The organism is Pseudomonas fluorescens (assembly GCF_002022275.1).
GTDB classification, from domain to species: Bacteria; Pseudomonadota; Gammaproteobacteria; order Pseudomonadales; family Pseudomonadaceae; genus Aquipseudomonas; species Aquipseudomonas fluorescens_AJ.
This window is the reverse complement of record NZ_MSDF01000031.1, coordinates 112,845-137,799: the sequence shown is the minus strand read 5'-3', so window position 1 is coordinate 137,799 and position 24,955 is coordinate 112,845. Positions and strand designations below refer to the sequence as shown.

The 24,955-nt window shown below is 60.5% G+C and carries 26 protein-coding genes; 7 read left to right on the top strand and 19 right to left on the bottom strand.

All coding sequences use genetic code 11. The features are described from left to right. Positions 1-19 precede the first annotated feature (19 nt). Together BFW87_RS22555 and tal are read left to right on the top strand one after the other, a co-directional pair. Positions 20-973 (top strand): sugar-binding transcriptional regulator, encoded by a 954-nt coding sequence (locus BFW87_RS22555; RefSeq protein WP_078741916.1) that lies wholly within the window; start codon positions 20-22, stop codon positions 971-973. A 23-nt stretch (positions 974-996) separates the two neighbouring features. Then, positions 997-1,920: a transaldolase gene (gene tal, locus BFW87_RS22550; protein ID WP_078741915.1), complete on the top strand. Its 924-nt coding sequence runs from the start codon at positions 997-999 to the stop codon at positions 1,918-1,920. 645 nt (positions 1,921-2,565) lie between these two features. Here the strand turns inward: tal and BFW87_RS22540 are convergent. From BFW87_RS22540 to BFW87_RS22515, 6 genes are all read right to left on the bottom strand, one after another. Beyond that, the gene (locus tag BFW87_RS22540) at positions 2,566-2,982 is read right to left on the bottom strand and encodes a lysozyme inhibitor LprI family protein (RefSeq protein ID WP_439848398.1); all 417 of its coding nucleotides are present in this window, start codon (positions 2,980-2,982) and stop codon (positions 2,566-2,568) included. A gap of 52 nt (positions 2,983-3,034) precedes the next feature. Next, entirely contained in the window at positions 3,035-3,595 is a 561-nt protein-coding gene (locus BFW87_RS22535) for a hypothetical protein (RefSeq protein WP_254865931.1), read from the bottom strand. Then, positions 3,592-4,038, bottom strand: a complete 447-nt coding sequence (locus BFW87_RS22530; RefSeq protein ID WP_078741913.1) for a hypothetical protein — start codon at positions 4,036-4,038, stop codon at positions 3,592-3,594. Before BFW87_RS22530 ends, BFW87_RS22535 begins: the two co-directional genes overlap by 4 nt. A 48-nt stretch (positions 4,039-4,086) precedes the next feature. After that, positions 4,087-5,271, bottom strand: coding sequence for a sugar transporter (locus BFW87_RS22525; RefSeq protein WP_078741912.1), 1,185 nt, complete (start codon positions 5,269-5,271; stop codon positions 4,087-4,089). A 111-nt stretch (positions 5,272-5,382) separates the two neighbouring features. Further along, positions 5,383-5,745, bottom strand: coding sequence for a hypothetical protein (locus BFW87_RS22520; protein ID WP_078741911.1), 363 nt, complete (start codon positions 5,743-5,745; stop codon positions 5,383-5,385). 86 nt (positions 5,746-5,831) lie between these two features. Further along, positions 5,832-6,830 carry a bile acid:sodium symporter family protein gene (locus tag BFW87_RS22515; protein WP_078741910.1) on the bottom strand — a complete coding sequence of 333 codons (999 nt, stop codon included), beginning with the start codon at positions 6,828-6,830 and terminating at the stop codon, positions 5,832-5,834. An 85-nt stretch (positions 6,831-6,915) separates the two neighbouring features. Between BFW87_RS22515 and BFW87_RS22510 the strand changes: the two genes are divergently transcribed. Continuing rightward, positions 6,916-7,704, top strand: a complete 789-nt coding sequence (locus BFW87_RS22510; protein WP_078741909.1) for an AraC family transcriptional regulator — start codon at positions 6,916-6,918, stop codon at positions 7,702-7,704. A gap of 146 nt (positions 7,705-7,850) precedes the next feature. Here BFW87_RS22510 and BFW87_RS22505 read toward each other — a convergent pair whose 3' ends face one another. Then, entirely contained in the window at positions 7,851-8,864 is a 1,014-nt protein-coding gene (locus BFW87_RS22505; RefSeq protein WP_078741908.1) for an ABC transporter substrate-binding protein, read from the bottom strand. 165 nt (positions 8,865-9,029) lie between these two features. Here BFW87_RS22505 and BFW87_RS22500 point away from each other — a divergent pair, with 165 nt between their 5' ends. Beyond that, complete coding sequence (locus tag BFW87_RS22500) at positions 9,030-9,458, top strand: hypothetical protein (protein ID WP_078741907.1); 429 nt, start codon at positions 9,030-9,032, stop codon at positions 9,456-9,458. Between the two features lie 493 nt (positions 9,459-9,951). Here the strand turns inward: BFW87_RS22500 and BFW87_RS22495 are convergent, their stop codons facing one another. After that, the gene (locus BFW87_RS22495) at positions 9,952-10,701 is read right to left on the bottom strand and encodes a glucose 1-dehydrogenase (RefSeq protein ID WP_078741906.1); all 750 of its coding nucleotides are present in this window, start codon (positions 10,699-10,701) and stop codon (positions 9,952-9,954) included. A 147-nt stretch (positions 10,702-10,848) separates the two neighbouring features. Here BFW87_RS22495 and BFW87_RS22490 point away from each other — a divergent pair, with 147 nt between their 5' ends. Beyond that, complete coding sequence (locus BFW87_RS22490; protein WP_078741905.1) at positions 10,849-11,751, top strand: AraC family transcriptional regulator; 903 nt, start codon at positions 10,849-10,851, stop codon at positions 11,749-11,751. Here the strand turns inward: BFW87_RS22490 and BFW87_RS22485 are convergent. The 3 genes from BFW87_RS22485 to BFW87_RS22475 are packed head-to-tail and all read right to left on the bottom strand — an operon-like array spanning position 11,738 to position 13,855. Next, a complete protein-coding gene (locus tag BFW87_RS22485) occupies positions 11,738-12,697 on the bottom strand; it encodes a saccharopine dehydrogenase family protein (protein ID WP_078741904.1) in 960 nt (319 codons plus the stop codon). The two genes, BFW87_RS22490 and BFW87_RS22485, sit on opposite strands and share 14 nt — an antisense overlap. Beyond that, positions 12,694-13,095 carry a VOC family protein gene (locus BFW87_RS22480; RefSeq protein WP_078741903.1) on the bottom strand — a complete coding sequence of 134 codons (402 nt, stop codon included), beginning with the start codon at positions 13,093-13,095 and terminating at the stop codon, positions 12,694-12,696. Before BFW87_RS22480 ends, BFW87_RS22485 begins: the two co-directional genes overlap by 4 nt. Before the next feature lie 16 nt (positions 13,096-13,111). Further along, positions 13,112-13,855, bottom strand: a complete 744-nt coding sequence (locus BFW87_RS22475; RefSeq protein WP_078741902.1) for an SDR family NAD(P)-dependent oxidoreductase — start codon at positions 13,853-13,855, stop codon at positions 13,112-13,114. 138 nt (positions 13,856-13,993) lie between these two features. On the opposite strand from BFW87_RS22475, the gene BFW87_RS22470 reads away from it, so the two are divergent. Then, entirely contained in the window at positions 13,994-14,884 is an 891-nt protein-coding gene (locus tag BFW87_RS22470; protein ID WP_176159806.1) for an AraC family transcriptional regulator, read from the top strand. 224 nt (positions 14,885-15,108) lie between these two features. On the opposite strand, the gene BFW87_RS22465 is transcribed toward BFW87_RS22470, so the two are convergent. Genes BFW87_RS22465 through BFW87_RS22440 form a run of 6 tightly spaced genes read right to left on the bottom strand, consistent with a single transcriptional unit; the run spans position 15,109 to position 21,033 of the window. After that, positions 15,109-16,851 (bottom strand): ABC transporter substrate-binding protein, encoded by a 1,743-nt coding sequence (locus BFW87_RS22465; protein ID WP_078741901.1) that lies wholly within the window; start codon positions 16,849-16,851, stop codon positions 15,109-15,111. A gap of 33 nt (positions 16,852-16,884) precedes the next feature. Continuing rightward, a complete protein-coding gene (locus tag BFW87_RS22460; protein ID WP_016969859.1) occupies positions 16,885-17,157 on the bottom strand; it encodes a DUF2160 domain-containing protein in 273 nt (90 codons plus the stop codon). Between the two features lie 10 nt (positions 17,158-17,167). Then, positions 17,168-17,968, bottom strand: coding sequence for a carbohydrate ABC transporter permease (locus BFW87_RS22455; RefSeq protein WP_003232361.1), 801 nt, complete (start codon positions 17,966-17,968; stop codon positions 17,168-17,170). 10 nt (positions 17,969-17,978) lie between these two features. Next, positions 17,979-18,845 (bottom strand): carbohydrate ABC transporter permease, encoded by an 867-nt coding sequence (locus BFW87_RS22450; RefSeq protein WP_017735078.1) that lies wholly within the window; start codon positions 18,843-18,845, stop codon positions 17,979-17,981. Then, positions 18,842-19,939 carry an ABC transporter ATP-binding protein gene (locus BFW87_RS22445; protein ID WP_078741900.1) on the bottom strand — a complete coding sequence of 366 codons (1,098 nt, stop codon included), beginning with the start codon at positions 19,937-19,939 and terminating at the stop codon, positions 18,842-18,844. Before BFW87_RS22445 ends, BFW87_RS22450 begins: the two co-directional genes overlap by 4 nt. Further along, positions 19,939-21,033, bottom strand: coding sequence for an ABC transporter ATP-binding protein (locus BFW87_RS22440; RefSeq protein ID WP_078741899.1), 1,095 nt, complete (start codon positions 21,031-21,033; stop codon positions 19,939-19,941). The genes BFW87_RS22445 and BFW87_RS22440 overlap by 1 nt, the downstream gene beginning before the upstream one ends. Positions 21,034-21,371: 338 nt before the next feature. Between BFW87_RS22440 and BFW87_RS22435 the strand changes: the two genes are divergently transcribed. Next, positions 21,372-23,204: a sigma-54-dependent Fis family transcriptional regulator gene (locus BFW87_RS22435; RefSeq protein ID WP_078741898.1), complete on the top strand. Its 1,833-nt coding sequence runs from the start codon at positions 21,372-21,374 to the stop codon at positions 23,202-23,204. A 1-nt stretch (position 23,205) separates the two neighbouring features. On the opposite strand, the gene BFW87_RS22430 is transcribed toward BFW87_RS22435, so the two are convergent. Together BFW87_RS22430 and BFW87_RS22425 are read right to left on the bottom strand one after the other, a co-directional pair. Continuing rightward, positions 23,206-24,138 (bottom strand): FecR family protein, encoded by a 933-nt coding sequence (locus BFW87_RS22430; RefSeq protein ID WP_078741897.1) that lies wholly within the window; start codon positions 24,136-24,138, stop codon positions 23,206-23,208. After that, positions 24,135-24,677: a sigma-70 family RNA polymerase sigma factor gene (locus BFW87_RS22425; RefSeq protein WP_078741896.1), complete on the bottom strand. Its 543-nt coding sequence runs from the start codon at positions 24,675-24,677 to the stop codon at positions 24,135-24,137. Before BFW87_RS22425 ends, BFW87_RS22430 begins: the two co-directional genes overlap by 4 nt. Positions 24,678-24,955 lie beyond the last annotated feature (278 nt).

The following is a 24,955-nucleotide window of genomic DNA, read 5'->3' as shown; positions in this document are numbered from 1 at the left end:
AATACCTACTGAGGCCTTCATGAGCCAGATCGAAGAACAGCGCCTGATCACCAAGATCGCGAGCCTCTATTACGAAGAAGGGCTCAAGCAGTCCGAGATTTCCACGCAACTGGATTTGTCGCAGTCGTTTATCAGCCGCGCCCTGCGCCGGGCGCTGCAGGAAGGCGTGGTCAAGATCAGCGTGATGCGCCTCCAGGGCCTGCACCTGGAGCTGGAAAACCAGTTGCAGCGCCGCTACGGCGTGCGCCAGGTGATCGTGGTGGAAGCTACCGAACCCGGCAATGACGAAAGCATCAAGCAGGCCATCGGCTCGGCGGCCGCGCATTACCTGGAAACCAGCTTGTCGGTCCAGGACCACATCGGTATTTCGTCGTGGAGCAGCACCATCCGCGCCATGGTCAGCCATTTGCACGCGCAACCAGGCAAGCAAGGCGCTCAGGAAGTGGTGCAGTTGCTCGGAGGCGTCGGCAACAAGGGCGCTTTCGAAGCCACCCTGCTGACCCAACGCCTGGCCACCCTGCTCAACTGCCCGGCGTTTTTGCTGCCGTCGCAAAGCATCGAGCAATCGGTGGAAAGCAAGCAGCGCATCGTGCAGATGGAAGAGGTCAAGGAGGTGCTGCAACGCTTTGACAGCATCACTCTGGCCATCGTCGGCATTGGCGACCTGGAACCCTCACAGCTGCTGCGCAACAGCGGCAACTACTACACCGAAGACATGCTGCGCCTGCTCGCCGAACGCGGCGCGGTGGGCGATATCTGCCTGCGCTACTTCGATGCCCAGGGCAACCCGGTGCTGGAAGAAGACGAAGAATTCGTGGTGTCGGTGGCGCTGCCCAAACTGCGCGCGATCCAACGCGTGCTCGGCTTGGCCGGCGGGCTGAACAAGGTGCAGGCGATTCGTGGCGCGCTCAAGGGCGGTTACCTTGACGTGCTGATCACCGACCTCGACACCGCCCAGGCCCTGAACCATTAACCCTTTTTAGGAGACTGCCGCTCATGACGTCCAAGTTCGAACAACTCAAGCACTTCACCACCGTGGTCTGCGACACCGGCGACCTCGAAGCCATCAGCCGCCTGCGCCCGGTGGACGCCACCACCAACCCTTCCCTGCTGCTGAAAGCCGCCGCCATCCCCGAATACGCCGAGCTGCTGCGCGATGCGGTGAACCTGTCCAAGGGCGACGTGGGCTTGGCGTGCGACCACTTCGCCGTGTCGGTGGGTGCGGGCATTCTCAAGGTCATCCCTGGCCGCATCTCCACCGAAGTCGACGCACGTTTGTCCTTCGATGAAGATGCGTTGTGGGCCAAAGCCAACCAATTGATCGCGCTGTACGATCAAGCCGGCATCGGCCGCGACCGCGTGCTGATCAAGCTGGCCTCCACCTGGGAAGGCATCCGCACCGCCGAGCGCCTGGAAAAAGCCGGTATCCAGACCAACCTCACCCTGCTGTTCTCCTTCGCCCAGGCCGTGGCCTGCGCCGATGCGGGCGTGTTCCTGATCTCGCCGTTCGTGGGCCGCATCTACGACTGGTACCGCAAAAACACCGGCCTGGACTACACCGGCGCCGAAGACCCGGGCGTGCAGTCGGTGACGCGCATCTACAACTACTACAAGGCCAACCAAATCCCGACTGTGGTCATGGGCGCCAGCTTCCGCACCTTGAGCCAGATCGAGGAATTGGCCGGGTGCGATCGCCTGACCATCAGCCCGGATTTGCTGCAAAAACTTTCCGAAGATAACGGCGTGCTGGAACGCAAATTGGCGCCGGGTGCCGAAGGCGAAGCGCGGCAGCAACTGACCGAAGCGCAATTTCGCTGGGCGTCGAATGAAGATGCGATGGCGACGGAGAAGCTGGCGGAAGGGATTCGCCAGTTTGCGCGGGATCAGGAGAAGTTGGAGGCGGTGTTGGCTGGGCTGTAACGCCGTCTTGCAACCAGGCCTTTCGAGGTCTTTAGATACAACAGCTGATAAGTACCCCCGTGGCGAGCGGGCTTGTCCCGCGTTGGGCTGCGAAGCAGCCCAAAAACCAGCGGCCGAAGAATGCCTGACCCACCGCATTCTTCCTTCCAGGGCTGCTTCGCAACCCAACGCGGGACAAGCCCGCTCGCCACAGCTAAAGTGTTCGCCCCTAAAGGGTGGGTATCAGCCAGGTATGGGCAGTTTGCCGATCGTTCCCACGCTCTGCGTGGGAATGCATACTGTGACGCTCTGCGTCACCTGGCACCGGACCTTGACTACCCATCGACTTCGGGACGCGGAGCGTCCAGGGCGGCATTCCCACGCAGAGCGTGGGAACGATCAATTGCAGGCGCTTTTTTTGCGCCCGTGATTTCGTGCAATGGCGGGTTGCGCAGGGACTTCTTCGGAAGTGCCGGGTCCTATATCCCCGGTCCGCCAACCTTGCGTAATCCGCCACCCTAATTCTGCTTGGCGGCAGAAGGTGACGGCTCATTCAGATATAGGAGCAAGATCCATGACCGCACTGAATCGGTATTCATTCACTGAAACAGGAGACGCGTGAGCACAGCGCCAGCAAAGTGGACATCCCGCAGAATCAGCAATGACTCAAAACGGCCCTTTCGTTATCACCTGTTCATCAATAAACCTGCGCAACATCCCGATCCGCTTCGTATAGGCATCGTTCAAACAACTCACGTTTGAGCCGCACGTATGGCGCTGTTTGAGCCATTCGGCCTGCCCATCCATCAATGAACCCCGCCCGCCCATGGCCATGAAGTGCTTGTCCAAATCGTAGAGCAGCGCCATGGTCACGTCCTGATCGTTGAGGCTGACGTTTTTGCAGATGGCGATTTCGTCGGGGGCCTTGGCCTTGGCACAATCGAAACTGGCGGCGGAGCTGGCAGGGCTGGTCAACAGCATAGACAGGCCGGTGAGGCTGGCGAAAACGAAGGATTTGATCGAGGCGTGTGGCATCGCTAACAGACTCCGGGAAAGAAAGAAAACGTGTACTGTAGTCTCCAAACACTTCTTAAAGTTCTGAGCGACGACGGCTGCCTAATGTTCGCTTCGTTGATCAGGGCACGCTTTTTGACTTGTCCAATGCATCAAGGTAAGCCGCTTTCAATGTAAGGCCCACCGTGCCCAATACTTCTGCATTCAGGGATGCGTACCTTGGGCCGATCAAGCTTTGCCCTGGTTCCTTCAATTTGAGCCGGGCCCAACCGGCATATTTCGCGCCGCCAATGTCCACCGTGAGGCTCACTTCGCACGCGTAATACTCCGGCGAGTTCCACGTTTTCAAGAAGACCCTGTTTATCTCAACGCTGGTTTTCATGGCGGCAACCGGTATGGCGCCGACCGATCGTCGAGTGAATTCTGCCCAGTCATCGACGGGGATGCGTGCGAACCCTTGATAAAGACCGACCTTGTAATTGGCAGCATGCCAGACCACTTTGCTCGACTCCGAACAGCGTGTGCACGGATCCCCGCCCGTGACTTGTACGATGTCCGCCTCAACAACGCGGCTCTTGATCGCCGCGAGCTGAGCCTCTGTGGAATAAGCCGCAAAGTGCAACTGGTTAGTCACGCAGCCACTGAGCAGAATCATTAAAAACGCAACAAAAAAACGCCTCACAGGCTGCCACCTCCTGTGGAATCGACGACGGACAAATCAAGATAAATACATTTTACGATGGCACTGTCGCCCTCATCACTGAAGTCCGGAATGTAAAAGCCCAGCCCCAACTCGTGCGCGTCAACACCACAGTCGTCTGGAGAAAAAACAGCCTGCTTAAGAAGCAGGTACTTTTTCAGATCAGCGTACGTTTTGCCGATCAGGGCATTCCCTTGCCATAAAAATTTACTGCCCTCAAAAAACTCCACACCTTTGAGACCATCGTTTACATCGTAGTAAGCATGAAGGTCAGCTTGATGAAAGGCGTCAGTTGTATTCACCGAAAAAGATGTTTTTTTGAAGGTGTGGACTGTTTCGCCCAACAGGGCGCGCACCTGCCCCCGAGGCATACCAAAGCACAGCGGGCCAATCGAGCCCGGTGTCGAGAAGTCAAAAACAAGCATGGTTCGATCCTTCGAAACGTTTCAGGGTCAGTACTCGCAGCGGCAGTACTAGTTACGCGGCACACCTTGCCCAAACCGCCGAATCGCCAGGCAATACCCAATCAACGCCACCGCCGCCAGCAACCCACCCGCCGCGCCGATCCAGGCGAAACCGAAGTGGCTGCCGACCCAGCTGCCCATGAGGGCGCCGCCGCCGATGCCGATGTTGTAGATGCCGGAGAACATCGCCATAGCCACGTCGGTGGCATCCGGCGCGAGTACCAGCACTTTGGACTGCATGGCCAGGCCGAAACCCATGATTGCCATGCCCCAGAAAATACTCAGTATCACCAGGTAAGACTCGGCCCCGCTCAAGGGCAACAATAGCGTGAGGCACGCGGCCAGCAGGAACACAGCGCCCACCACGAACAGGTGGGGATTGAAACGGTGCACCAGGCTGAACAGCAGCGAGCCGATAATGCCCGCGCCGCCGAACACCAGCAGGATCAGGGTCACGGCCCCGCCGCCCATACCGGCGACGCCTTCGACGAAGGGTTCGATGTAGCTGTAGGCGGTAAATTGCGCGGTGATTGTCAGCGCCGTGAGCACGTAGAGCGCCACCAGCGCCGGGCGCTTGAACAACAGCGGCAGGCTGCGCAGGGAGCCGGAGTTCTGGCTTGGCAGCAACGGCAAGGTGCGCGCCAGCCAGAACACCAGCGCGGCGGCAAACGCGCCGATCACCAGGAACGTGGTGCGCCAGCCCATGGCTTCGCCGAGCAGCCGGCCCAGCGGAATGCCCAAGACCATCGCCAGTGAGGTGCCGGTGGCGAGCAGACCAAGGGCTTGCACCTGTTTGCCTTCCGGCGCGAGGCGCACGGCCAGCGAGGCCGTGATCGACCAGAACAGCGCATGGGACAAGGCGATGCCGATGCGGCTGAGCATCAGGATGCCGAAGCTGGTGGCCACGCTGGACAGAATATGGCTGGCGATAAACATGCAGAACAGCACGATCAACAATTTGCGCCGTTCGACGTTGCGGGTCAGCAGCATCACCGGCAGCGAGGTCAGCGACACGATCCAGGCGTAGATGGTGAGCATCAGGCCGACGCTGGCGATGGGCATGTCGAAGCTGGCGCCGATGGCGCTGAGCAGCCCGACGGGCACGAATTCGGTGGTATTGAACACAAAGGCGGCCAACGCCAGGGCGATGACCGGTTGCCAATTGGCTTGAGGCGTTGCGGCTGAAATGCTCATTGGCGGGCGAGATACTCTGACGATGATCCAACGGCCACGCAGAACAGCGCCGCCGTCGAGCATTCTATAGGTTTCTCGGCCCGTTGTTGACGCGGATCGTCGCCTGCGGGCTCAGGGCGATGTCATGGTAATCACGTAATTGCCCGATTGAATCGGCTTGCCGGCGTCGTCCACCAGCAGATAGCGCTGATCGTAATAACGCCCGCTGCCGCTGTCTGCCACCAGCCGCACGTGGGCCGCGTTGACGCTGGCGACCGGCGCCACATTAAGCGCATCAAGACGGCTGCCACGATTGGCGCTGGAGCATCCGCTCAGTTCTATCACTGAACCGCTGCGCGCATTTGTCGCACACCCGGACTCGACGATGGCACCCCGGAACTCAATCGTGCCCCCGCCAACGGTCTGTGCGGCACTGACGCCGCCCGCCCATAGGCAAAACAGGCCTGCAACCATCGAAACACCTTTTACGTTCATGCCGACACTCCTTATTGGGCTCTCAATAAGGAAGTCGTCTGGCCGCGCGTTAACTTGAGGGGTTTCGCCTCAAAGTGTGCGCTGGATCAAGGATCCACCTGCCCCATCAACTCGGGAATGCTTTCCGGCCGCTTGGCATAACGTTGAGCCAAGGCCGCGCACACCATCAACTGAATCTGGTGAAACAGCATCAGCGGCAGGATCAACACACCCATGGTCGCCCCGGCAAACAGCACCTGGGCCATCGGCACACCGGTCGCGAGGCTTTTCTTCGAGCCGCAGAACAAGATGGTGATGCGGTCTTCCTGGCTGAAGCCAAAGGCTTTGCCCAGCAGCGTGGACGCCACCAGCACCAGCGCCAGCAATACACAGCACGCCACGACCAAACCGCCCAGCTCCCACAGCGGGATCTGGTGCCAGATGCCTTCGTTGACGGCTTCACTGAATGCGCCGTAGACCACCAGCAGGATCGAGCCCTGATCGACAAACTTCAGCCAGGACTTGTTGCGCCCCACCCATTCGCCGATCCAGCGCCGGGCAATTTGCCCCGCCACAAACGGCAACAGCAATTGCACACTGATTTTCAGGATCGCATCGACTGTAGAGCCGCCGTCACCGTGCACATTGAGCAGCAAGGTCACCAGCAACGGTGTCAGGAAGATACCGAACAGGCTGGAAGCCGCCGCGCTGCAAATCGCCGCCGGAATGTTGCCGCGCGCCAGCGATGTAAAGGCAATCGCCGATTGCACAGTGGCCGGCAACGCGCAGAGGTAGAGCATGCCCATGTACAGGTCTTTGCCGATCAGCGGCGACAGCAGCGGTTTGAGCGCCAGGCCGAGCAGCGGGAACAGTACGAAGGTCAGGCTGAACACCAGCAAGTGCAGGCGCCAATGGCCGGCACCGGCGACGATGGCCTGGCGCGAGAGTTTGGCGCCGTGCAGGAAAAACAGCAGCGCGATGGCCAGGTTAGTCACCCAGCCGAAGGCCACGGCGGTCTGGCCGCTGGCGGGCAGCAGGGAGGCGAGGATCACCGTGGCGATCAGCGTCAGGGTGAAGTTGTCGGGCAGAAAACGCGGGCGGGTCATAAGCAATTCTTCCAGGGGTTGCCAAGAGCATCGTCGCGACTCTAACGTAACGGCTTGTTACCGACTAACGCCAATGAGCCAGTAAATGCCGCCTAAAGGACATGACAAGACCGTCCGCCGCAGTGTGCCCGGGCTTTCCAGCCTGCCACGGCCGGTGTATGGGCGCACAGAATCGCTGCCCAATCGCGCGCTGACTCGCCGGCACAGCCACCCGTGGGTGCAGTTGTCTTATGCGATTTCCGGGGTGCTGGAGATCCAGACAGGCGTAGGCCGTTTCGTCGCCCCACCCCAGCGCGCGGTGTGGATACCGGCGGGCGTGCCGCATCGGGTGTTCAGCTCGCCGCACACCGAAATGCGCAGTTTGTACCTGGATTGCAGTGTGACCGCATGGGCCGCCGAGCATTGCCATGTACTGGAGGTGAGCAGCTTATTGCGCGAATTGATCCGCAGTTTCAGCGAGCTGCCGGTGGAATATGCCGAGGATGGGCCGGATGGGCGCCTGGCGCAGGTGGTGCTGGACCAGCTTGCTGCGGCGCCGCAGGTGGATTTGATGCTGCCGCTGCCTCTGGACCCGCGCTTGCGGCAGATCTATCGCAGTTTGAACCTGCACCCGGAGCAGCAGACGACTTTGGGCCAGTGGAGTGACAAGCTGGCGATCAGTGAAAAAACCCTGAGCCGGTTGTTTGTGAAAGACACCGGGCTGACGTTTCGGGCATGGCGCCAACGCCTGAGGTTGCTCAGCGCCCTGCCCGCCCTGGAGCAAGGCGAGCGGGTGACGGATGTGGCATTGGCGTGTGGTTATGAATCGACGTCGGCGTTTATCAATGCGTTTCGCCAGCAGTTTGATTCCACGCCGGGGGAGTTCTTCCGCTGATTTTTCGAACGAAAAATATCCAATGTGGGAGCTGGCTTGCCTGCGATAGCGGTGTATCAGAGGGCAAATTTACTGACTGACACACCGCTATCGCAGGCAAGCCAGCTCCCACATTGTTAACCGTGTTTCAGGTCAGGCAGGTGGATTCAGCTGCCATTCCCGCCATGGGCCTCTTCAAAGAAATAATCTTTCCAGCTCGCCGCCTTGTTTTTCAACACGCCCAGTTCCTGCAATTTCTCGGCATAGATGTAGGTGCGCTGCGGCACGATGGTGAAGTCGATTTCCGGGTCCTGGACGATTTTCTCCACAAGGTCCAACGGCAGCTTGGATTCCTCTACGCGAATATAGGTTTTGGCCGCAGCAGGCTTGTCGGCCTTGATGATCTGCTCGGCTTCGGCCAGCGCGTCATAAAACGCCTTGTAGGTCTTGGGGTTTTCGTCGTGGAATTTTTCGGTGGTGTACAGCACGTTGAACGACGCCTGCCCGCCTAGAATGTCGTAGGAACTGAGCACTTTATGCACGTTGGGGTTCAACAGTTCCTGATACTGAAACGGCGGGCTGGAGAAGTGCGAGTTGATCTCCGAGCCGCCGGCAATCAACGCCGCCGTGGCGTCGGGGTGCGCCAGGCTGATGGAGATGTCGTCGAACTTCTTGTAATTGGCATCACCGAATTGCTTGGCGGTTTCAATCTGCAAGGTGCGCGACTGGAAACCCACGCCAGCGGCTGGCACGGCAATGCGGTCTTTCTCGGAGAAGTCCTTGAGGGTCTTCACGTTGGGGTTGTTGGTCAGCAAGTAGTTCGGCATCGAACCCAGCGAGGCGATGGCCTTGACGTTCTGCTTGCCCTTGGTGCGGTCCCACAGGGTGAGCATCGGCGGCACACCCGCCGAAACCACGTCCAGGGCACCGGCCAGCAGCGACTCGTTCATCGCGGTGGCGCCGGAAATGCTGTTCCACTCCACCTTGATGTCCAGGCCCTGCTCCTTGCCATATTTTTCGATCAGGTGCTGGTCGCGCACCACATCGAGGATCAGGTAGCCAATGCCGAACTGCTGGGCAATGCTGATTTTGCCTTCGGCCTGGGCGCCGGGGCTGAGCAACGTGCTCGCAGCGGCCAGGGACGCGGCCAGGAGGGTCAGGGAAGAACGCTTGAGGGTCATGGAGGGTCTGCCGCGCTTTTGAGAAGGTGAGCGAGGGTAGCGGGCATTTTTAAGACAGGAAAAGAATATCGGGATCTATTGTTATGCAAATCCATCCCCAAACAGGCCTGCGGCTGGTATTGTGCGGCGCTTTGAAAGATTGCCGAACCAGCGAGGAAATGGACGTTGAACACTGACGAAAAAATGACCGGAGACCTGTTCGAGGTCGATAAGCGCCTGTCACTCAAACCCGTGGTGGACTTCAACGCCTACCTGCGCAGCGCGTTCGGCGACGGCCCGTGCACCTGCGTACGCTGCACCGCCGCCAATGGCGATGAGACCGGCTACGCGTTCCAGCACACCTTCACCTTCGACGCCAAACCCACCCACCGCCGCTTCGCCTCCACGGCGGGCAGCGATGTGTTGATGGCATTGAAGAAAGCGTGGCTGTCGTACACCAAGGCCGAGTTGCCCCTCAGCGGTGTGCTGTCACTGGACACAGTGAAAGAGTTTGTCGAACCGCAGTTGCACCGGCGTTTGGCGCCGCTGTTTTTGGCCAGTGAGTTGGTAAAGGAAGTTGAGGGTGAACTGCAGATTCAGCCGCAAGCTGCGTAACGTCGAAACGCTATCGATCAAAAAATGGGAGCTGGCTTGCCTGCGAAGGCGGCGGCATTGCCGAGAAAGATGTCGCCTGCCCCACCGCTTTCGCAGCCTCGCTGAAGCTCGACAGCTCCCACAGGGGATCTGTGTTGCCGGGTAGATCGGCGTTTCCTGCTGAATCCGCAAAGTCCCATCAGACACACCCCAATCACAATGTGGGAGCTGGCTTGCCTGCGAAGACAGCGGCATGACCGAGAGAGATGTCGCCTGACCCACCGCCATCGCAGCCTCGCTAAAGCTCGACAGCTCCCACAGGGGATCTGTGTTGCCGGGTAGTTCGGCGTTCCCTGCTGAATCCGCAAAGTCCCATCAGACACACCCCAATCACAATGTGGGAGCTGGCTTGCCTGCGAAGGCGGCGGCATTGCCGATGGAGATGTCGCCTGACCCACCGCCATCGCAGCCTCGCTAAAGCTCGACAGCTCCCACAGGTGTAATGATCAGACGGTCAGTAACCCACACCCCGCACACCGCCGGAAGCCCGGATGGACTCGCCTGTCACCCAATGAGCGTCATCCGACGCCAGGAACACCGCCAGCGGCGCGATATCTTCAGGCTCACCGAAACGCCCCAGCGGCGTGCCGGCAATCAGCGACTGGCCAAACTCACCGGCAAAGTTGCCATCCGTGGCCGGCGTGTTGGTGTGGCCCGGCAAAATGGAGTTGACCCGAATCCCTTTGGGACCCAACTCACGCGCGAGGGCGAAGGTCAGAGTATCCACGGCGCCCTTGGTGGCTGAGTAAACGCTGGAGGCCAGGTACGGGTCAGTGCTGAGGATCGAACTGATATTGATGATGCTGCCGCCCTGGCCCATCAACTTCAGGGCTTCCCGCGCGGCGAGCAGATAGCCCAACACATTGAGGTTGAACTGCTTGTGGAAGGCGTCCTCGGTCAAGTCCTCCAGCATTTGGAACACTGCCAGCCCGGCGTTGTTGACGAGAATGTCGAGGGTGCCGAATGCCTGCTTGACCGTGTCGAACAAGCGCACGACGTCGGCCCCCGAGCTCATGTCCGCCTGCACGCTGATAGCGGTGCCACCCTGTTCCTGAATATGCGCGACCACGGCATCGGCTTCGGTTTTACTGGAGACGTAGTTGACCACCACGCTCGCGCCCGCCGCTGCCAGCCCTTTGGCAATGCCTGCGCCGATGCCTTTTGATGCGCCGGTGACCACTGCAATTTTTCCATCGAGTTTCATGAGTCGGATCTTCCTGTGGGTGGGTGATGTTGCGTGCTTCCAGTATTTGCGTCGCTACCGGGGGAGCGGTTGCCGATTCTTCGCCCATGCTTGCCTATTCTTCTCAACTGCCTTGCTTTGCGGGCGTGCGTGGCTCAAGGTCGGCCCATGAACAATGCCTTGAACGAACTGCGTCACTTGGTGATGCGCGCAGCCAACACCTGGACCGACACCGGCCTGCCCCGTGTGGCGATGGTGTGCGCCGAAGCCTGTGCCGATCAGGTGTATCAGCCGATGCTGCACCTGGTGCTGCAAGGCTCGAAGACCTTGTCGATTGGTGATCAGGTCGCTACTTACGACCCGTCCAGCTACTTCGTGGTGCCGGTTGAGGTACCCGCCACTGGCCAGGTTCACCCTAATGCGCCGGGTTTGCCGTACCTTGCGGTCAGCCTGACGCTCGATCCTTCAGTGATCGCCGCCGTGCTGGCGGATGAAATTCAAGCAACTGAACGGCGGCGCACCCAAGGGTTCGCGGCGGTGCAAGCGCCCTCGGAAATGCTGGATGCGTGGCTGCGGATGCTGCGGTTGATGGACCGGCCCAATGAAGTGGCGGTACTGGCGCCGATGATTGAGCGCGAAATACTGTTTCGGGTGCTACAGGGCCCGCTGCGCGAAACCCTGGTGGACATGGCACGCCCGGACGGGCGCCTGGTGCAAATCCGTCGCGCGACCGAGTGGATTCGCCAGCACTACACCGAACCCTTTCGCGTAGAGCCACTGGCGGCGATGACCGACATGAGCGTCGCGGCGTTCTATCGGCATTTCAAAGCCGTCACGGCGATGACGCCCATTCAGTACCAGAAGCGTTTGCGCCTGCTGCGGGCGCGCTGGTTGCTGCTGTTCGACACACTCGATGCGGCGGCCATCGCCTTTACCGTGGGATATGAAAGCGCCTCGCAGTTCAGCCGCGAATACGCGCGGCTGTTTGGCTTGCCGCCGGGGAAGGATGCGGCACGTTTCAAGGCGCCAGCGGCAGGCAACACGAGCGCATCGGCGGCTAGTAATCGATGATCCGCGTGCCGGCAATCGTCTGCGCGAAGCCCACACCGAACAGCTTTGCGGGGGTTTCAAAGCCGGCACGGCGTTCTCCGCCGAGCACTCGGCGCGCCGCTTCCACCGCGGCCAGCGGGGTGTAGCTGTAGCCGTTGACGGTTTCAATCACCGAGCGCGCAACCGTGCCGTCGGCGCCGGTGACTTCGGCCACGGCGCGGGCGCGATGGGCGTCGCGCTGGGTTTGTGTGGGGCCGTCGGGCAGCAGTGACAAGTCGCCTTCGGGGAAGGCTTCGCCGGTGATGTGCACGAACATCGCGATGTTCGGGACGGCGCTGGAATGCCAGGCGGTGACCAAATCACCGAAGGACAACGGCGCGCACAGCTCCGGGCCGTCGCCGAAATCCAGGTGTTGCAGTGGCGCGTCCGGGGTGGCGACCAGTTCGCCGTCGATGCGCGCCATGACGCCTGCGCCGATAATTTCCCCCACACTCATCGCCGAACCCCGCGACATCGTGCCGGGGACTTGCAACGCGATTTTCAGTGCGTGCGGCTGCTGTACGCGGTTGGCAACGTGCATCGCCAGGCAGTCGGTAGGTACCACGTCCCAGCCGACGCCGGGCAGCAGCATTACATCCGCCCCGCTGCCGAGTTGCTCGGCGAGGCGGAACACATTGATTTCAGCAGTGATGTCCAGATAGTCGGTGCCGCTGGCGATGCAGGCGCGCATCAACGGTTCGGCGGTGAGAGCGAAGGGGCCGGCGAAGTTAAGCAACACGTCGATACCTTCCAACCGGCTTTCTTGCGGGACGAATACGCGGTAAGGCACATCTAGTTGTGCGGCAAGCGATGCCAGGCGCGGCTCGTTGCGCCCGGCAATCACCAGGTTCAGGTTGAGCTTTTTCGCCTGCTCGGCCGCCATGCGCCCGGTGTAGCCGGTGGCGCCGTAAATCATCAATGTTTTCATGAGGTGTGCTGCCAGTTCTTGTAGACGAATTCAAGGCTGTAGCCGTCCGGGTCGAGGACGTTGGCCGCGTAGTAGTTGGGGTCGTAGTGCAAACGCGCACCCGGCGCGCCGTTGTCGGTGGCGCCGTTTTCCAGCGCAGCGGCGTAGGCTGTTTCCACCTCTGCACGGTTGTTAGCGATAAATCCCACATGCACTGCCCGCCCCTCGACCACGCCTTCGCGCAGCCAGAAAAACACGCGGCCGTTGGCGCCAAAGCCCTTGAGGTCCGGATGCCCGGGTGGGCCGTCCTTGCCGTCGTAGTCAAGGCGCGCCGTGATGCCTAATGGCGCGAGCGTTGCTTCGTAGAAGCGGATGGAACGCTCAATGTCGCTGACCGAAATAAACAGATGATCCAGCATGGTGTGGCCTCGCAGTTCAGATGATGTAGCCGCCCGCGACTTCGACAGTCTGGGCATTGATCCAGCGGCCTTCTTCCGACAGCAGCAGCGCGATTACCCGTGCCACGTCTTCCGGTTCTCCTACGCGACCCAAGGCGGTTTGCCCGGCCAGCAGCGCTTCGAATTCATCGTTCAAACCGCCGCCCAACTCCGTACGAATGGCACCCGGCGACACAGCGTTGGCACGGATGCGCCGTTCGCCGAACTCCTTGGCCATGTAACGAGTGAGCACATCCAGGCCGCCCTTGAACGCGGCGTACGGCGCAACACCCGCTGTAGCAACACGCGTAGTGGCACTGGTCAGGTTGACGATGCTGGCGTGCTCTTGCAGCAGCGGCAGCAAGGTCTGGGTGAGAAAAAACGGGCCTTTGAGGTGCACGTTGAACAGACCGTCGAATTGCGCTTCGGTCACGCTTTCAAGGGGGTTGAACAGCCCGTAACCGGCGTTGTTCACCAGCCCGCTCAACATCCCTACGCCCCAAGTGGCATGAAGGGCCTGCGCAACGGCATCACGGAAGGCTGCGAAAGTGCTGACATCGGCCACATCCAGTTTCAACGCCACGGCTTTGCCGCCCGCCGCCTCAATACGCTGAACCACCGTCTGCGCCGCGTCCGGGTTGCTGTTGTAAGTGAGAATGACGCCATGCCCCTGGCGAGCGCACAGTTCGGCGGTACTGGCGCCAATGCCGCGGCTGCCTCCGGTAATTACGATGACGCTCATGGCTTGCTCCACTGTCGAAAAGTTGAGTGACCACAGTAGCGATCACCCGGCCCGTCGACGCAGCCGTTCCTGCCTCAATCCTGCCTGTTTCTGCTTTTTGCTTGCGCAGCGCGCGTGGGAAGGAACAGCATGCTCGCCATGAATACTCAATTGATCGAACTGCGCGCCTTGGCCGCAAACGCCGAAAACCGCCGCACCGAGACCGGCATTCCGCGCGTGGCGATGGTTCAGGGGGCGATTCCGGAGCATATGCTCGCCGCCGTGTACGACCCGATGATCAACCTGATCCTGCAGGGCAGCAAGTGCATGACAGTGGGCGATCGCACGCTGAATTACGACCCGGCGACCTATTTTGTGATGTCCATTGAGCTGCCCGCCGTAGGGGTGGTGAACCCGGCGGCGACCGGCGAGCCCTACCTGGCGGTGAGCCTGACCCTGGACCCGACGGTGCTGTCCATCTTGCTCAATGATCTGCCGGCGCCGACTAAACGTTGGGAACAGGAAGCGGGGTTTTCAGTGGCCGCCGTCACGCCCGCCTTGATGGACGCGTGGGTGCGCATGCTGCGCCTGATGGGCGACCCGATGGCGATTGCCGCGCTGGCACCGGCCTATGAGCGGGAGATTCTGTACCACGTGTTGCAAGGCCCGCACGGCTGGATGCTGCGCGAAATCGCCGCACCGGACACCGCCATGGCGCGGGTCAGCCGGGCGATTCAATGGATTCGCAGGGATTTTGCCGAGTCGATCCGGGTGGAAGCGCTGGCGCAGGAAGCGGCGATGAGTGTTTCGGCGTTTCACCGGCACTTCAAGGCTGTAACCAACTTGAGCCCGTTGCAGTACCAGAAACGTGTACGCCTGTTGCAGGCGCGCACCTTGATGGTGGCCAGCGCCAGCAGTGTGACCAGCGCGGCGTTTGAGGTGGGGTATGAAAGTGCGACCCAGTTCAGCCGCGATTATGCGCGGGTGTTCGGGTTGCCGCCGGCCAGGGATACGGCGCGGATTCTGGCTGATAACAGAGGTCGGGCCTGAACTCACTATGGCCTGCGGGCTTGTTGTGGCGAGCGGGCTTGTGTGGCGAGCGGGCTTGCCCCGCGTTGGGGCGCGCAGCGGCCCCATTACAGGCGACCGAGTTCCTTCATATAGGCCTCAGTCGCCTGTTTTTGGGGCCGCTGCGCAGCCCAACGCGGGGCAAGCCCGCTCGCCACAACCACCCGCTCGCCAGAGGAAGCCAATTCTCTACTGAGAGCCTGTGATTACTTACGCGCCGCCTCCCACGACTTCAGCAAATCACCGTACGCCACGGTTTCCCCTTTAGGCTTCTCGTTCGCCAGTTTCGGCTTCGGTGCGCCCGGCTGGTCGAACCAGTACTGCGCATCACGCTCGGGGTTCATTTTCGGGCCGCATACCGGTTGGACTTTGGAGCGTTCCAGGCGCGTCATGATGGCGTCCTGCTCCTTGGCCAGGTTGTCCAGCGCCTGCTGTGGGGTTTTCTCGCCGCTGGCGGCCGCCGCGATGTTGCTCCACCACAGTTGCGCCAGGCGTGGATAATCCGGCACGTTGGTGCCGGTCGGGGTCCACTCGACGCGGGCCGGGCTGCGGTAGAACTCGACCAAACCACCGAGTTTCGGCGCCAGGTCGGTCATGGCCTGGGAGTTGATGTCAGACTCACGAATCGGCGTCAGGCCAACGATGGTTTTCTTCAGCGAGACGGTTTTCGAGGTTACGAACTGCGCGTAAAGCCAGGCCGCGAGTTTCTGTTTCTCGGGCGTGGACTTGAGGAAGGTCCAGGAGCCTACGTCCTGATAGCCCTTCTTCATGCCTTTTTCCCAGTAAGGTCCGACCGGCGACGGCGCCATGCGCCATTTCGGCGTGCCGTCGGCATTCACCACCGGCAGGCCCGGCTTGGTCATGTCGGCGGTAAACGCGGTGTACCAGAATATCTGTTGGGCGATGTTGCCTTGGGACGGCACCGGGCCGGATTCGGAGAAGGTCATGCCCGCCGCTTCCGGTGGCGCGTAGGCTTTCATCCAGTCCACGTATTTCTGCGTGGCGAACACGGCGGCCGGGCCGTTGGTGTCGCCGCCACGGGTGACGCTGGAGCCCACCGGGTGGCAGTCCTCCACGCGAATGCCCCACTCGTCCACCGGCAAGCCGTTGGGCAGGCCTTTGTCGCCGCCACCGGCCATGGAGAACCAGGCATCGGTGAAGCGCCAGCCCAGGGACGGGTCTTTTTTGCCGTAGTCCATGTGCCCGTAAATGCGCTTGCCGTCGATTTCCTTGACGTCTTCGCTGAAGAACTTGGCGATGTCTTCATAGGCCGACCAGTTCACCGGCACGCCGAGTTCGTAACCGTATTTCTCCTTGAACTTGGCTTTCAGCTCCGGGCGCTCGAACCAGTCGGCGCGGAACCAGTAGAGGTTGGCAAACTGTTGGTCGGGCAGCTGGTAGATCTTGCCGTCGGGCGCGGTGGTGAAGGAAATGCCGATAAAGTCCTTGATATCCAGGGTCGGCGAGGTGAAGTCCTTGCCTTCGTTGGCCATCAGGTCAGTGATCGATTCGGTCTTGCCATAGCGAAAGTGCGTGCCGATCAGGTCCGAGTCGTTGACCCAGCCGTCATAGATGTTCTTGTCGGACTGCATCTGGGTTTGCAGCTTCTCCACCACGTCGCCTTCCTGCAGCAGGTCGTGGGTCAGCTTGATGCCGGTGATTTCGCTGAAGGCCTTGGCCAGCACCTTGGATTCGTACTCGTGGGTGGTGAGGGTTTCCGACACCACATTAATCTTCATCCCACGGAACGGTTCCGACGCCTTGATAAACCATTTCAACTCTTCGAGCTGTTGCGCTTCGGTGAGGGTGGACGGCTTGAACTCGCTGCCGATCCATTTTTTCGCCGCGTCTTCGTACGCATCGGCCCAGGCCGTGGCGCTCAAACCGCTGAGGGCCAGTACGGCGGCCAATGAAATGCTATGTCGCAGCTTATTGTTTTTATCGAACATAGAGACCTCCTGGTTGTTTATTCAAACGGAGCACTAGCCCCAACGCATCACACACAACAGCCACACCAGGGACAGCGCAGTCGCCACCCAGATGCTCCAGCCGGTTACGCCAATCACCAACAGGTGCAGGTAGGCGCTGCCGAGAAGACCAATAAACAAACGATCACCACGGGTGGTGCTGATCGGTAGAAAGCCGCGCCGAGGGATGCTCGGCGAGCGCAGTTCCCAGGTGGTCATGCCCACCAGAATCAGGGCTATGCCCGCAAAAAACAGCGCGGTCGGGGTGGTCCAGGCCATCCATTCCATCATCGACTCCTCAGACCCGGCCCAGGGCAAAGCCCTTGGCCACGTGGTTGCGAACAAACCAGATCACCAGCATGCCAGGCAGGATAGTCAAGACTCCCGCCGCCGCCAGTACGCCCCAATCGATGCCCGAGGCCGAGACCGTGCGCGTCATCACTGCCGCGATCGGCTTGGCGTTGACCGAGGTCAGCGTGCGTGCCAGTAACAGCTCGACCCAGGAAAACATGAAGCAGAAGAACGCCGTCACGCCGATACCGGAGCCGATCAGCGGGATGAAAATCTTCACGAAGAACTTCGGAAAACTATAGCCGTCGATGTAGGCGGTTTCGTCGATTTCCTTGGGCACGCCAGACATGAAGCCTTCCAGAATCCACACCGCCAACGGCACGTTGAACAGGCAGTGGGCCAGGGCCACGGCGATATGGGTATCGAATAAACCAATCGAGGAATACAACTGGAAGAACGGCAGCAAAAATACCGCCGGGGGCGCCATGCGGTTGGTCAACAGCCAGAAGAACAGGTGCTTGTCACCGAGGAAGCGGTAGCGCGAAAAGGCATACGCCGCCGGCAACGCCACGCTCAGGGAAATCACCGTGTTCAAACTCACGTAGTACAACGAGTTGAGGTAACCGGTGTACCAGCTCGGGTCGGTGAAGATCACCTTGTAGTTCGCCAGGGTGAAATCCTGTGGAAACAGCGTCAGCCCGCCGAGGATTTCGGTGTTGCTCTTGAAGGACATGTTCAGCAGCCAGTAGATCGGTACCAGCAGGAACAGGATGTAGATCAGCAGCGGTATCAGCTTGCGCTTGCTCATGTTGGCGGCCTCAGCGGTTGGCGTCGGAGTGGGTCATGGCGGTGTAGAACAGCCAGGACACCAACAGGATGATCAGGAAATACACCAGGGAAAACGCCGCCGCCGGGCCCAGGTCGAATTGGCCTACGGCCATTTGGGTCAACGTCTGACTGAGGAACGTGGTGGCGTTACCCGGCCCGCCACCGGTGAGGACGAACGGCTCGGTGTAGATCATGAAGCTGTCCATAAACCGCAGCATCACCGCGATCAGCAGCACGCTTTTCATCTTCGGCAGTTGGATATGTCGGAAAACCGCCCACGCTGACGCACGATCAATCCGCGCCGCCTGGTAGTACACATCCGGAATCGCCCGCAGCCCTGAATAGCACAGCAGCGCCACCAGGGAGGTCCAGTGCCACACGTCCATCACCAGCACGGTGACCCAGGCGTCTGCCGTGTTCGCCGCATAGTTGTAGCTGATGCCTAGCGCGTTAAGGCTGTAACCGAGCAAACCGATGTCGGCGCGACCAAAGATCTGCCAGATGGTGCCCACCACGTTCCACGGAATCAGCAGCGGAATGGCGAGAATGATCAACACCAGCGACGACCAGCGCCCCTTGGTCGGCATGGTCAGGGCGATGGCGATACCCAAGGGGATTTCGATCAGCAGCACGCAGGCCGAATAGATGAACTGACGCAGCAATGAGTCATGCAAGCGCGGGTCGAGCAGCACCTGCTTGTACCAGTCGGCGCCGACGAAGTAGCGGCTGGACTGGTCGAAGATGTCCTGTACCGAGTAGTTGACCACGGTCATCATCGGGATCACCGCACTGAACGCCACCAGCAGGAACACCGGCAACACCAGCCACCAGGCCTTGTTGTTCTGCACCTTGTTCATGGCAGCACCTCCAGCAGGTAATCGTCGGCGTAGACCATCAGCCATTGCGCCGGGAAGCTGATTGAGGCCTTGCCTTCGGGCACGGGCTTGTCTTCGGCCAGGCGCACTTTCAACGGCGCGCCATCGAGGTTGAGCGTCATGATCTTGTAGGTGCCCAGGTCTTCGACATGTACGACATCGGCCTGCATCGCGTCAGGGTTGTACTCGTCCCACACGTGAATAAATTCCGGGCGTATGCCCACCTGCAACTTTTTGTAGTCCGTGTCGCGCAGGCGTTGCTGCAATGACTCGGGCAACGGCAGCAGCGTGCCGGCAAAACGCACCCCACCCGCCTCGGCCTGCACCTCAATCAGATTCATCCCCGGGCTGCCGATGAAATAACCGACAAAGGTATGGCTCGGCCGCTCGAACAATTCGCGCGGCGTACCGAACTGCACGATCTGCCCGCCGTACATCACCGCGATCTTGTCGGCGAAGGTCGAAGCTTCAAGCTGGTCGTGGGTCACGTAGACCATGGTGATGTTGAACTGCTCGTGGATCTGCTTGAGCTTGCGCCGCAGTTTCCATTTGAGGTGCGGGTCGATCACCGTCAGCGGCTCATCGAACAGGATCGCCGACACGTCGTCGCGCACCAGGCCACGGCCCATGGAGACTTTCTGTTTTTCATCGGCGGTCAGGTTGCGGGCTTTTTTGCTCAGCAGGTTTTGCAGGTCGAGAACCTCGGCAATTTCCTGCACCTTGCTGTGCACTTTCGCTTCGGCCATGCCCTGGTTTCGCAGCGGGAAGGCCAGGTTGTCGAAGACGGTCATGGTGTCGTACACCACCGGGAACTGGAACACTTGGGCGATGTTGCGTTTTTCCGGGGTCAGGTCGTTGACCACTTTATGGTCAAACAGCACCTGGCCTTCGGACGGGCTGAGCAGGCCGGAGATGATATTGAGCAAGGTCGACTTGCCGCAGCCCGACGGCCCGAGCAACGCGTAGGCCCCGCCCTGCTCCCACACGTGGTTCATTTCCCGAATCGCGTAGTCCTCAGGGCCGTTTGGCGTAGGGCTGTAGCTGTGGGCGAGGTTCTGCAAATGGATCTCGGCCATCAGGCAACCCTCGCGACACGGCGCCCGGGAGCCTGGACCAAGCGGCCCTGACCATCGAACACAAACAGTTTATGGGTGGGGATATACACGCGGATCGGCGCGTCGACGTCGTACTCGTGCACACCCGGCAGGTGCAGCACCAGCAGGAAGTGCTCGCTGCGCACATGCAGGAAGGTTTCCGAGCCACTGATCTCGGCAACTTCCACGGTCACTGCCAGCTCCAGGTCATCGTCGTTGCTCGGCACCAGGCTGATGTGGCTGGGGCGCACGCCGAAACGGAACTCGCCGTCGCCGATGGGGCGCAGGTCGACGTTCAGCGGAAAGTGTACGAAATTGGCGAAACTCACTTCATTGCCGCTGATGCGCCCCGGCATCAGGTTGATCGGCGGCTCGGAAAACAGTTCGGCGGCCAACACGGTTTGCGGCTGGTGGTAGACCTCGGCAGCCTTGCCGCTCTGGATCACCCGGCCCTCATGCAGAATGGTGGTGGTGCCGCCCAGGGCCAGCGCTTCGTTGGGCTCGGTGGTGGCGTAGATGGCGATGGTGTGGCGCGCCTTGAACAGCTCGCGCATTTCCTGACGCAGCTCTTCGCGCAGTTTGTAGTCCAGGTTCACCAGCGGCTCATCGAACAGGATCAGTTCGGCGTCCTTGACCAACGCGCGCGCCATGGCCGTGCGCTGCTGCTGGCCGCCGGACAACTCCAGCGGGTGGCGCTTGAGGAATTTTTCGATGCGCAGCATCTTCGCGGTTTCCAGCACCTTGCTCTGGATCACCTCGTTTGACACACCGGCCTGGCGCAACGGCGAGGCGATGTTTTCGAATACGGTCATGGTCGGGTAGTTGATGAACTGCTGGTAAACCATCGACACGTTGCGCAGGCGCACCGGCTTGTGCGTGACGTCCACGCCGTTCATCAGGATGCGGCCGCTGTCGGGTTTGTCGAGGCCGGCCATCAGGCGCATCAGGCTGGTTTTGCCGGACAGCGTGCGGCCCAGCAAGACGTTGAAAGAGCCGGCTTCGAAACGCAGGTTGGCATCGTCGATCCAGGTCTGGCCTTCGACGACGCGGGTGACGTGCTCCAGGGTCAATGACATGACACGACCTTTTTTATTATTGGAATGAATCTGGCCATTCGTCAGAGCGAGTTTCGTGCCAAAACGGCAAGCGCTTGATGTGTAAGGAAATGGGGTAATTGCGATGTTCAGGAGTGAACACTGCCGCTGAACAACTGAACACCTACAGGCTTGACAATGAACAGTTCTGAACAACACTCTCATGCCCAACACAGAACAAAATGTGGGAGCTGGCTTGCCTGCGATTGCGGTGTATCAGTAGCAAATGAGCCAGCTGACTCACCGCTATCGCAGGCAAGCCAGCTCCCACAGTTTGATCGCGCAAGGCTCCATAAAATAACAATAAAAAGAAGGTCAACATGGCCGAACCCTTGGCTCACGACACCCTTATCCAGGAATCCTGGCGCCGTTGCCGCGCCTTTGGCCTGGACCATCAGAGCACCCCCAGCTTCGACCAGCTCCCCGCCGAGGGCATCAGCCAGCTGCTGGAAAGCCAGCACTCTTTGGTGCAGACCACCCACCAGGAAGTCCTGCCCTACTACGAAAACATCCTGAGCAACTCCAACTGCCTGATCATGCTGGCCGACAATCAGGGGCAAGTGCTGACGTCGTGGGGCACCCAACGGTTTATCGAGCCCAAGCTGGCCCGCGGTTTCAACCCCGGCGCCAGCTGGATGGAGCGCGCCAGCGGCACCAATGCCATCGGCACCGCACTGGCCTGTGCCCAGGCGGTGCATATCGAACACGACGAACACTTCCTCAAGGCCAACCGATTCATGACCGGCTCGGCGGCGCCGATCTTCGATGCACAGCGCGAAATCATTGCAGTACTGGATGTGTCGAGCGACAGCTACCTGCCGCCCTCCCACACCCTGGGCATGGTCAAGATGATGAGCCAGACCGTGGAAAACCGGCTGATCCTCAACCTGTTTCGCGGCGAGCATTTCCAGCTGACCTTCAACACCGGCCTGAACAACCTCGACAGCCAGTGGGCGGGCCTGCTGATTTTTGATGAAAGCGGCCAGGTGTTGTCCGCCAACCGCCGTGCCGACAATTTGCTTGGCATCAGCCTGTCGCGGGTGCTGATCGACAGTTTGTTCAAGGTCTCACTGCTGGAGTTGCTGAACCAACCGGAAGGGTTGCCGTTTTCCCTGCAGGCAGCGGGACGCAACCGGTTTCAGTGTTTGTTGAAGCGACCCAGGCAAATGCCCGTGCAGGCGCGTGTTTTCAGCGCCCCCAAGCCCAGCGAACCGGCACCGTCAACGCAGGCGGTGATTGGCCTCAAGACCCTGCACTTTGGCGATGCACGCGTAGAAAAGGCCGTGCGCCAGGCCGAGCGCTTGCTGGAGAAAGACATTCCGTTGCTGATCCACGGCGAAACAGGCGTGGGCAAAGAGGTGTTCGTCAAAGCCCTGCACCAGGCCAGCTCCCGCAGCAGCCAGGCGTTTATCGCGGTGAACTGTGCGGCGATTCCCGCAGAGCTGGTGGAATCGGAGCTGTTTGGCTACGAAAAAGGCGCCTTCACCGGTGCGAACCAGAAAGGCAGCATCGGCCTGATTCGCAAGGCGGACAAAGGCACGCTGTTTCTCGACGAGATTGGCGATATGCCGCTGCCGACACAGGCCCGTCTGTTGCGCGTGTTGCAGGAGCGTTGCGTGCAACCGGTGGGCAGCAGCGAGCTGTTCCCGGTGGATTTGCGGATCATCTCCGCCACCAATCGGGCATTACGCGAGTGGGTGCAGGCCGGGCGCTTTCGTGAGGACTTGTACTACCGCATCGGCGGTCTGACCCTGGAGTTGCCGCCGTTGCGCGAACGGACGGACAAACGCGCGTTGTTCCAGCAACTGTGGCAGCAACACCGCGAACCGACCCAGTGGGCCGGGCTGAGTGCCGAGGTACTGGCGCTGTTCGAGCAACACCCATGGCCGGGCAACTTACGTCAGGTGAGCAGCGTGTTGCAGGTGGCGCTGGCGATGGCCGAGGAGCAGCCGATTCGCCCGGAGCACCTGCCGGATGATTTTTTTGTGGACCTGCACGTGACGCCGCCCGTGCACGCTGAAGAGTTCATCGATGAAAGCCTGGACCTGACGCAGCGCCTGAAAGCTGTCGGCGGGAATATTTCCCACTTGGCGCGGGAACTGGGTGTAAGCCGCAACACCCTCTATAAACGTCTGCGCCAGAACGAACGCTGACTCAGCGTGGCTTGACCACCACCAGCAGATCGGTGAAGTACTCGACCCGGATCGGCAGGTTATCGGCAAGTGCCGAAAGGGCCCCCACCGTGTCGTCGAGTTTGAACACGCCGGACACCCGCAGGTTTTGCAGGGCCTGAGGGTCAAAGCGCACCAAACCGTGGCGATAACTGGCCAGGGTTTGCAGCACGTCGCTAAGAGGCTGGTCATTGACCTTGAGCAGGCCACGGGTCCAGGCGTCGGGGTCCGAATTGCCGCCAGCTTGCGGTGGTTGGGCGCGGCCATGATCAAGCACCGAACGCTGGCCGGCCGCAACCTTGACCTCCTCGCCCGCGTCACCTTTGACCGTCACCGTCGATTCGATCACCGTGACCAGCGTGGAATCGTCGGCGCCACGCTTGACCAGATAACGCGTGCCCAGCGCGGTGGCGGTGCCTTGATCGGTGCGCACCACGAACGGCCGCTGCGCGTCCTCTGCCACGTCCACCCACAATTCACCTTGCAGCAATTCGATCACACGCTGATGGCCGTCGAACTTCACGTCCACCGCCGAATTGCTGTTGAGCTGCAACTGGCTGCCGTCTTCGAGCACGATCTGGCGACGCTCGCCCACACCGGTGCGCTGGTCGGCCATCCACACAGGCCAATGCTGCAGGCTGAACCAGCCGCAGAGCACCACGCCGAGCACCCCCAGCACCTGGGCACTGCGCGAGCGTTGCGGGGCAAAAGCCCGATTCAGGGCCATGCGCGCCGGCTGCGCGGGCAAGGTGTCGAAGTGGCCCCACAAGGCGCGCATACGCTCAATGGCCACGGCGTGGCGTGGGTCGGCCGCGCACCAGGCAGTGAAGGCTTGGTGGTCGGCGTCGCTGAAGTCCTCGTCGTGCAGGCGTGTCAGCCAATTCGCAGCTTGCTGAATAATCTGTTCGGAGCTCATGGCAACGGGTCCGCACCATGCAGGCTGTGGTAGCAATGCACCAGGGCCGTGGAAATGTAGTTTTTGACACTGCTGGAAGACACGTCCAGGCGGGTGGCGATTTCGCTGTAAGTCAGCCCATCGAGACGGCTCAACAGAAACGCTTCGCGGGTTTTCGCCGGCAGCCCGGCGAGCATCTCGGTGATGCGCTCCAGCGCTTGCAGCGCCACATGGATCGCCGCCGGGTCAGGCATGCCGGCGTCTTCGCACTGAAGGGTCAGGGCTTCCATGTAGGCTTTTTCGATGCGCCGACGACGAGCGCCATCAATCAACAGCCTTCCTGCCGTAGTGGCAAGAAACGCACGGGGTTCCTGAATATTCTGCGGCTCGGCCAACATCAGCACGCGGATGAAGGCGTCGTGTGCCAAGTCGGCAGCGTGCTGGGAACACCCGAGCTTTTTGCGCAGCCAACCGTGCAACCAGCCATGGTGCTCGCTGTACATTGCCGTGAGGGTCTGCTGACGGGCGCAATCGCCCGGCGCGGCCGGAATGTCATGCATGCGCAAAAACTTCTCAAATGGGAAATATTACCAATTGCGCAAACAATGCCAGTAAAACGGAGTGGGAGCAAGGGCCTCACGGTGATGCCAACCTGTGAAGCTGTTGAAGCTTCACTCGATCAAAAAATGTGGGAGCGGGCTTGCTCGCGAGTGCGGTGTGTCAGTTGAAAGATTCATTGGCTGACCCACCGCATTCGCGAGCAAGCCCGCTCCCACAGTTTGGATCTCCATTTGTCTGAAGAAACGCAATCTGCTTTAGAAAAAACAGCGCCTTTGAT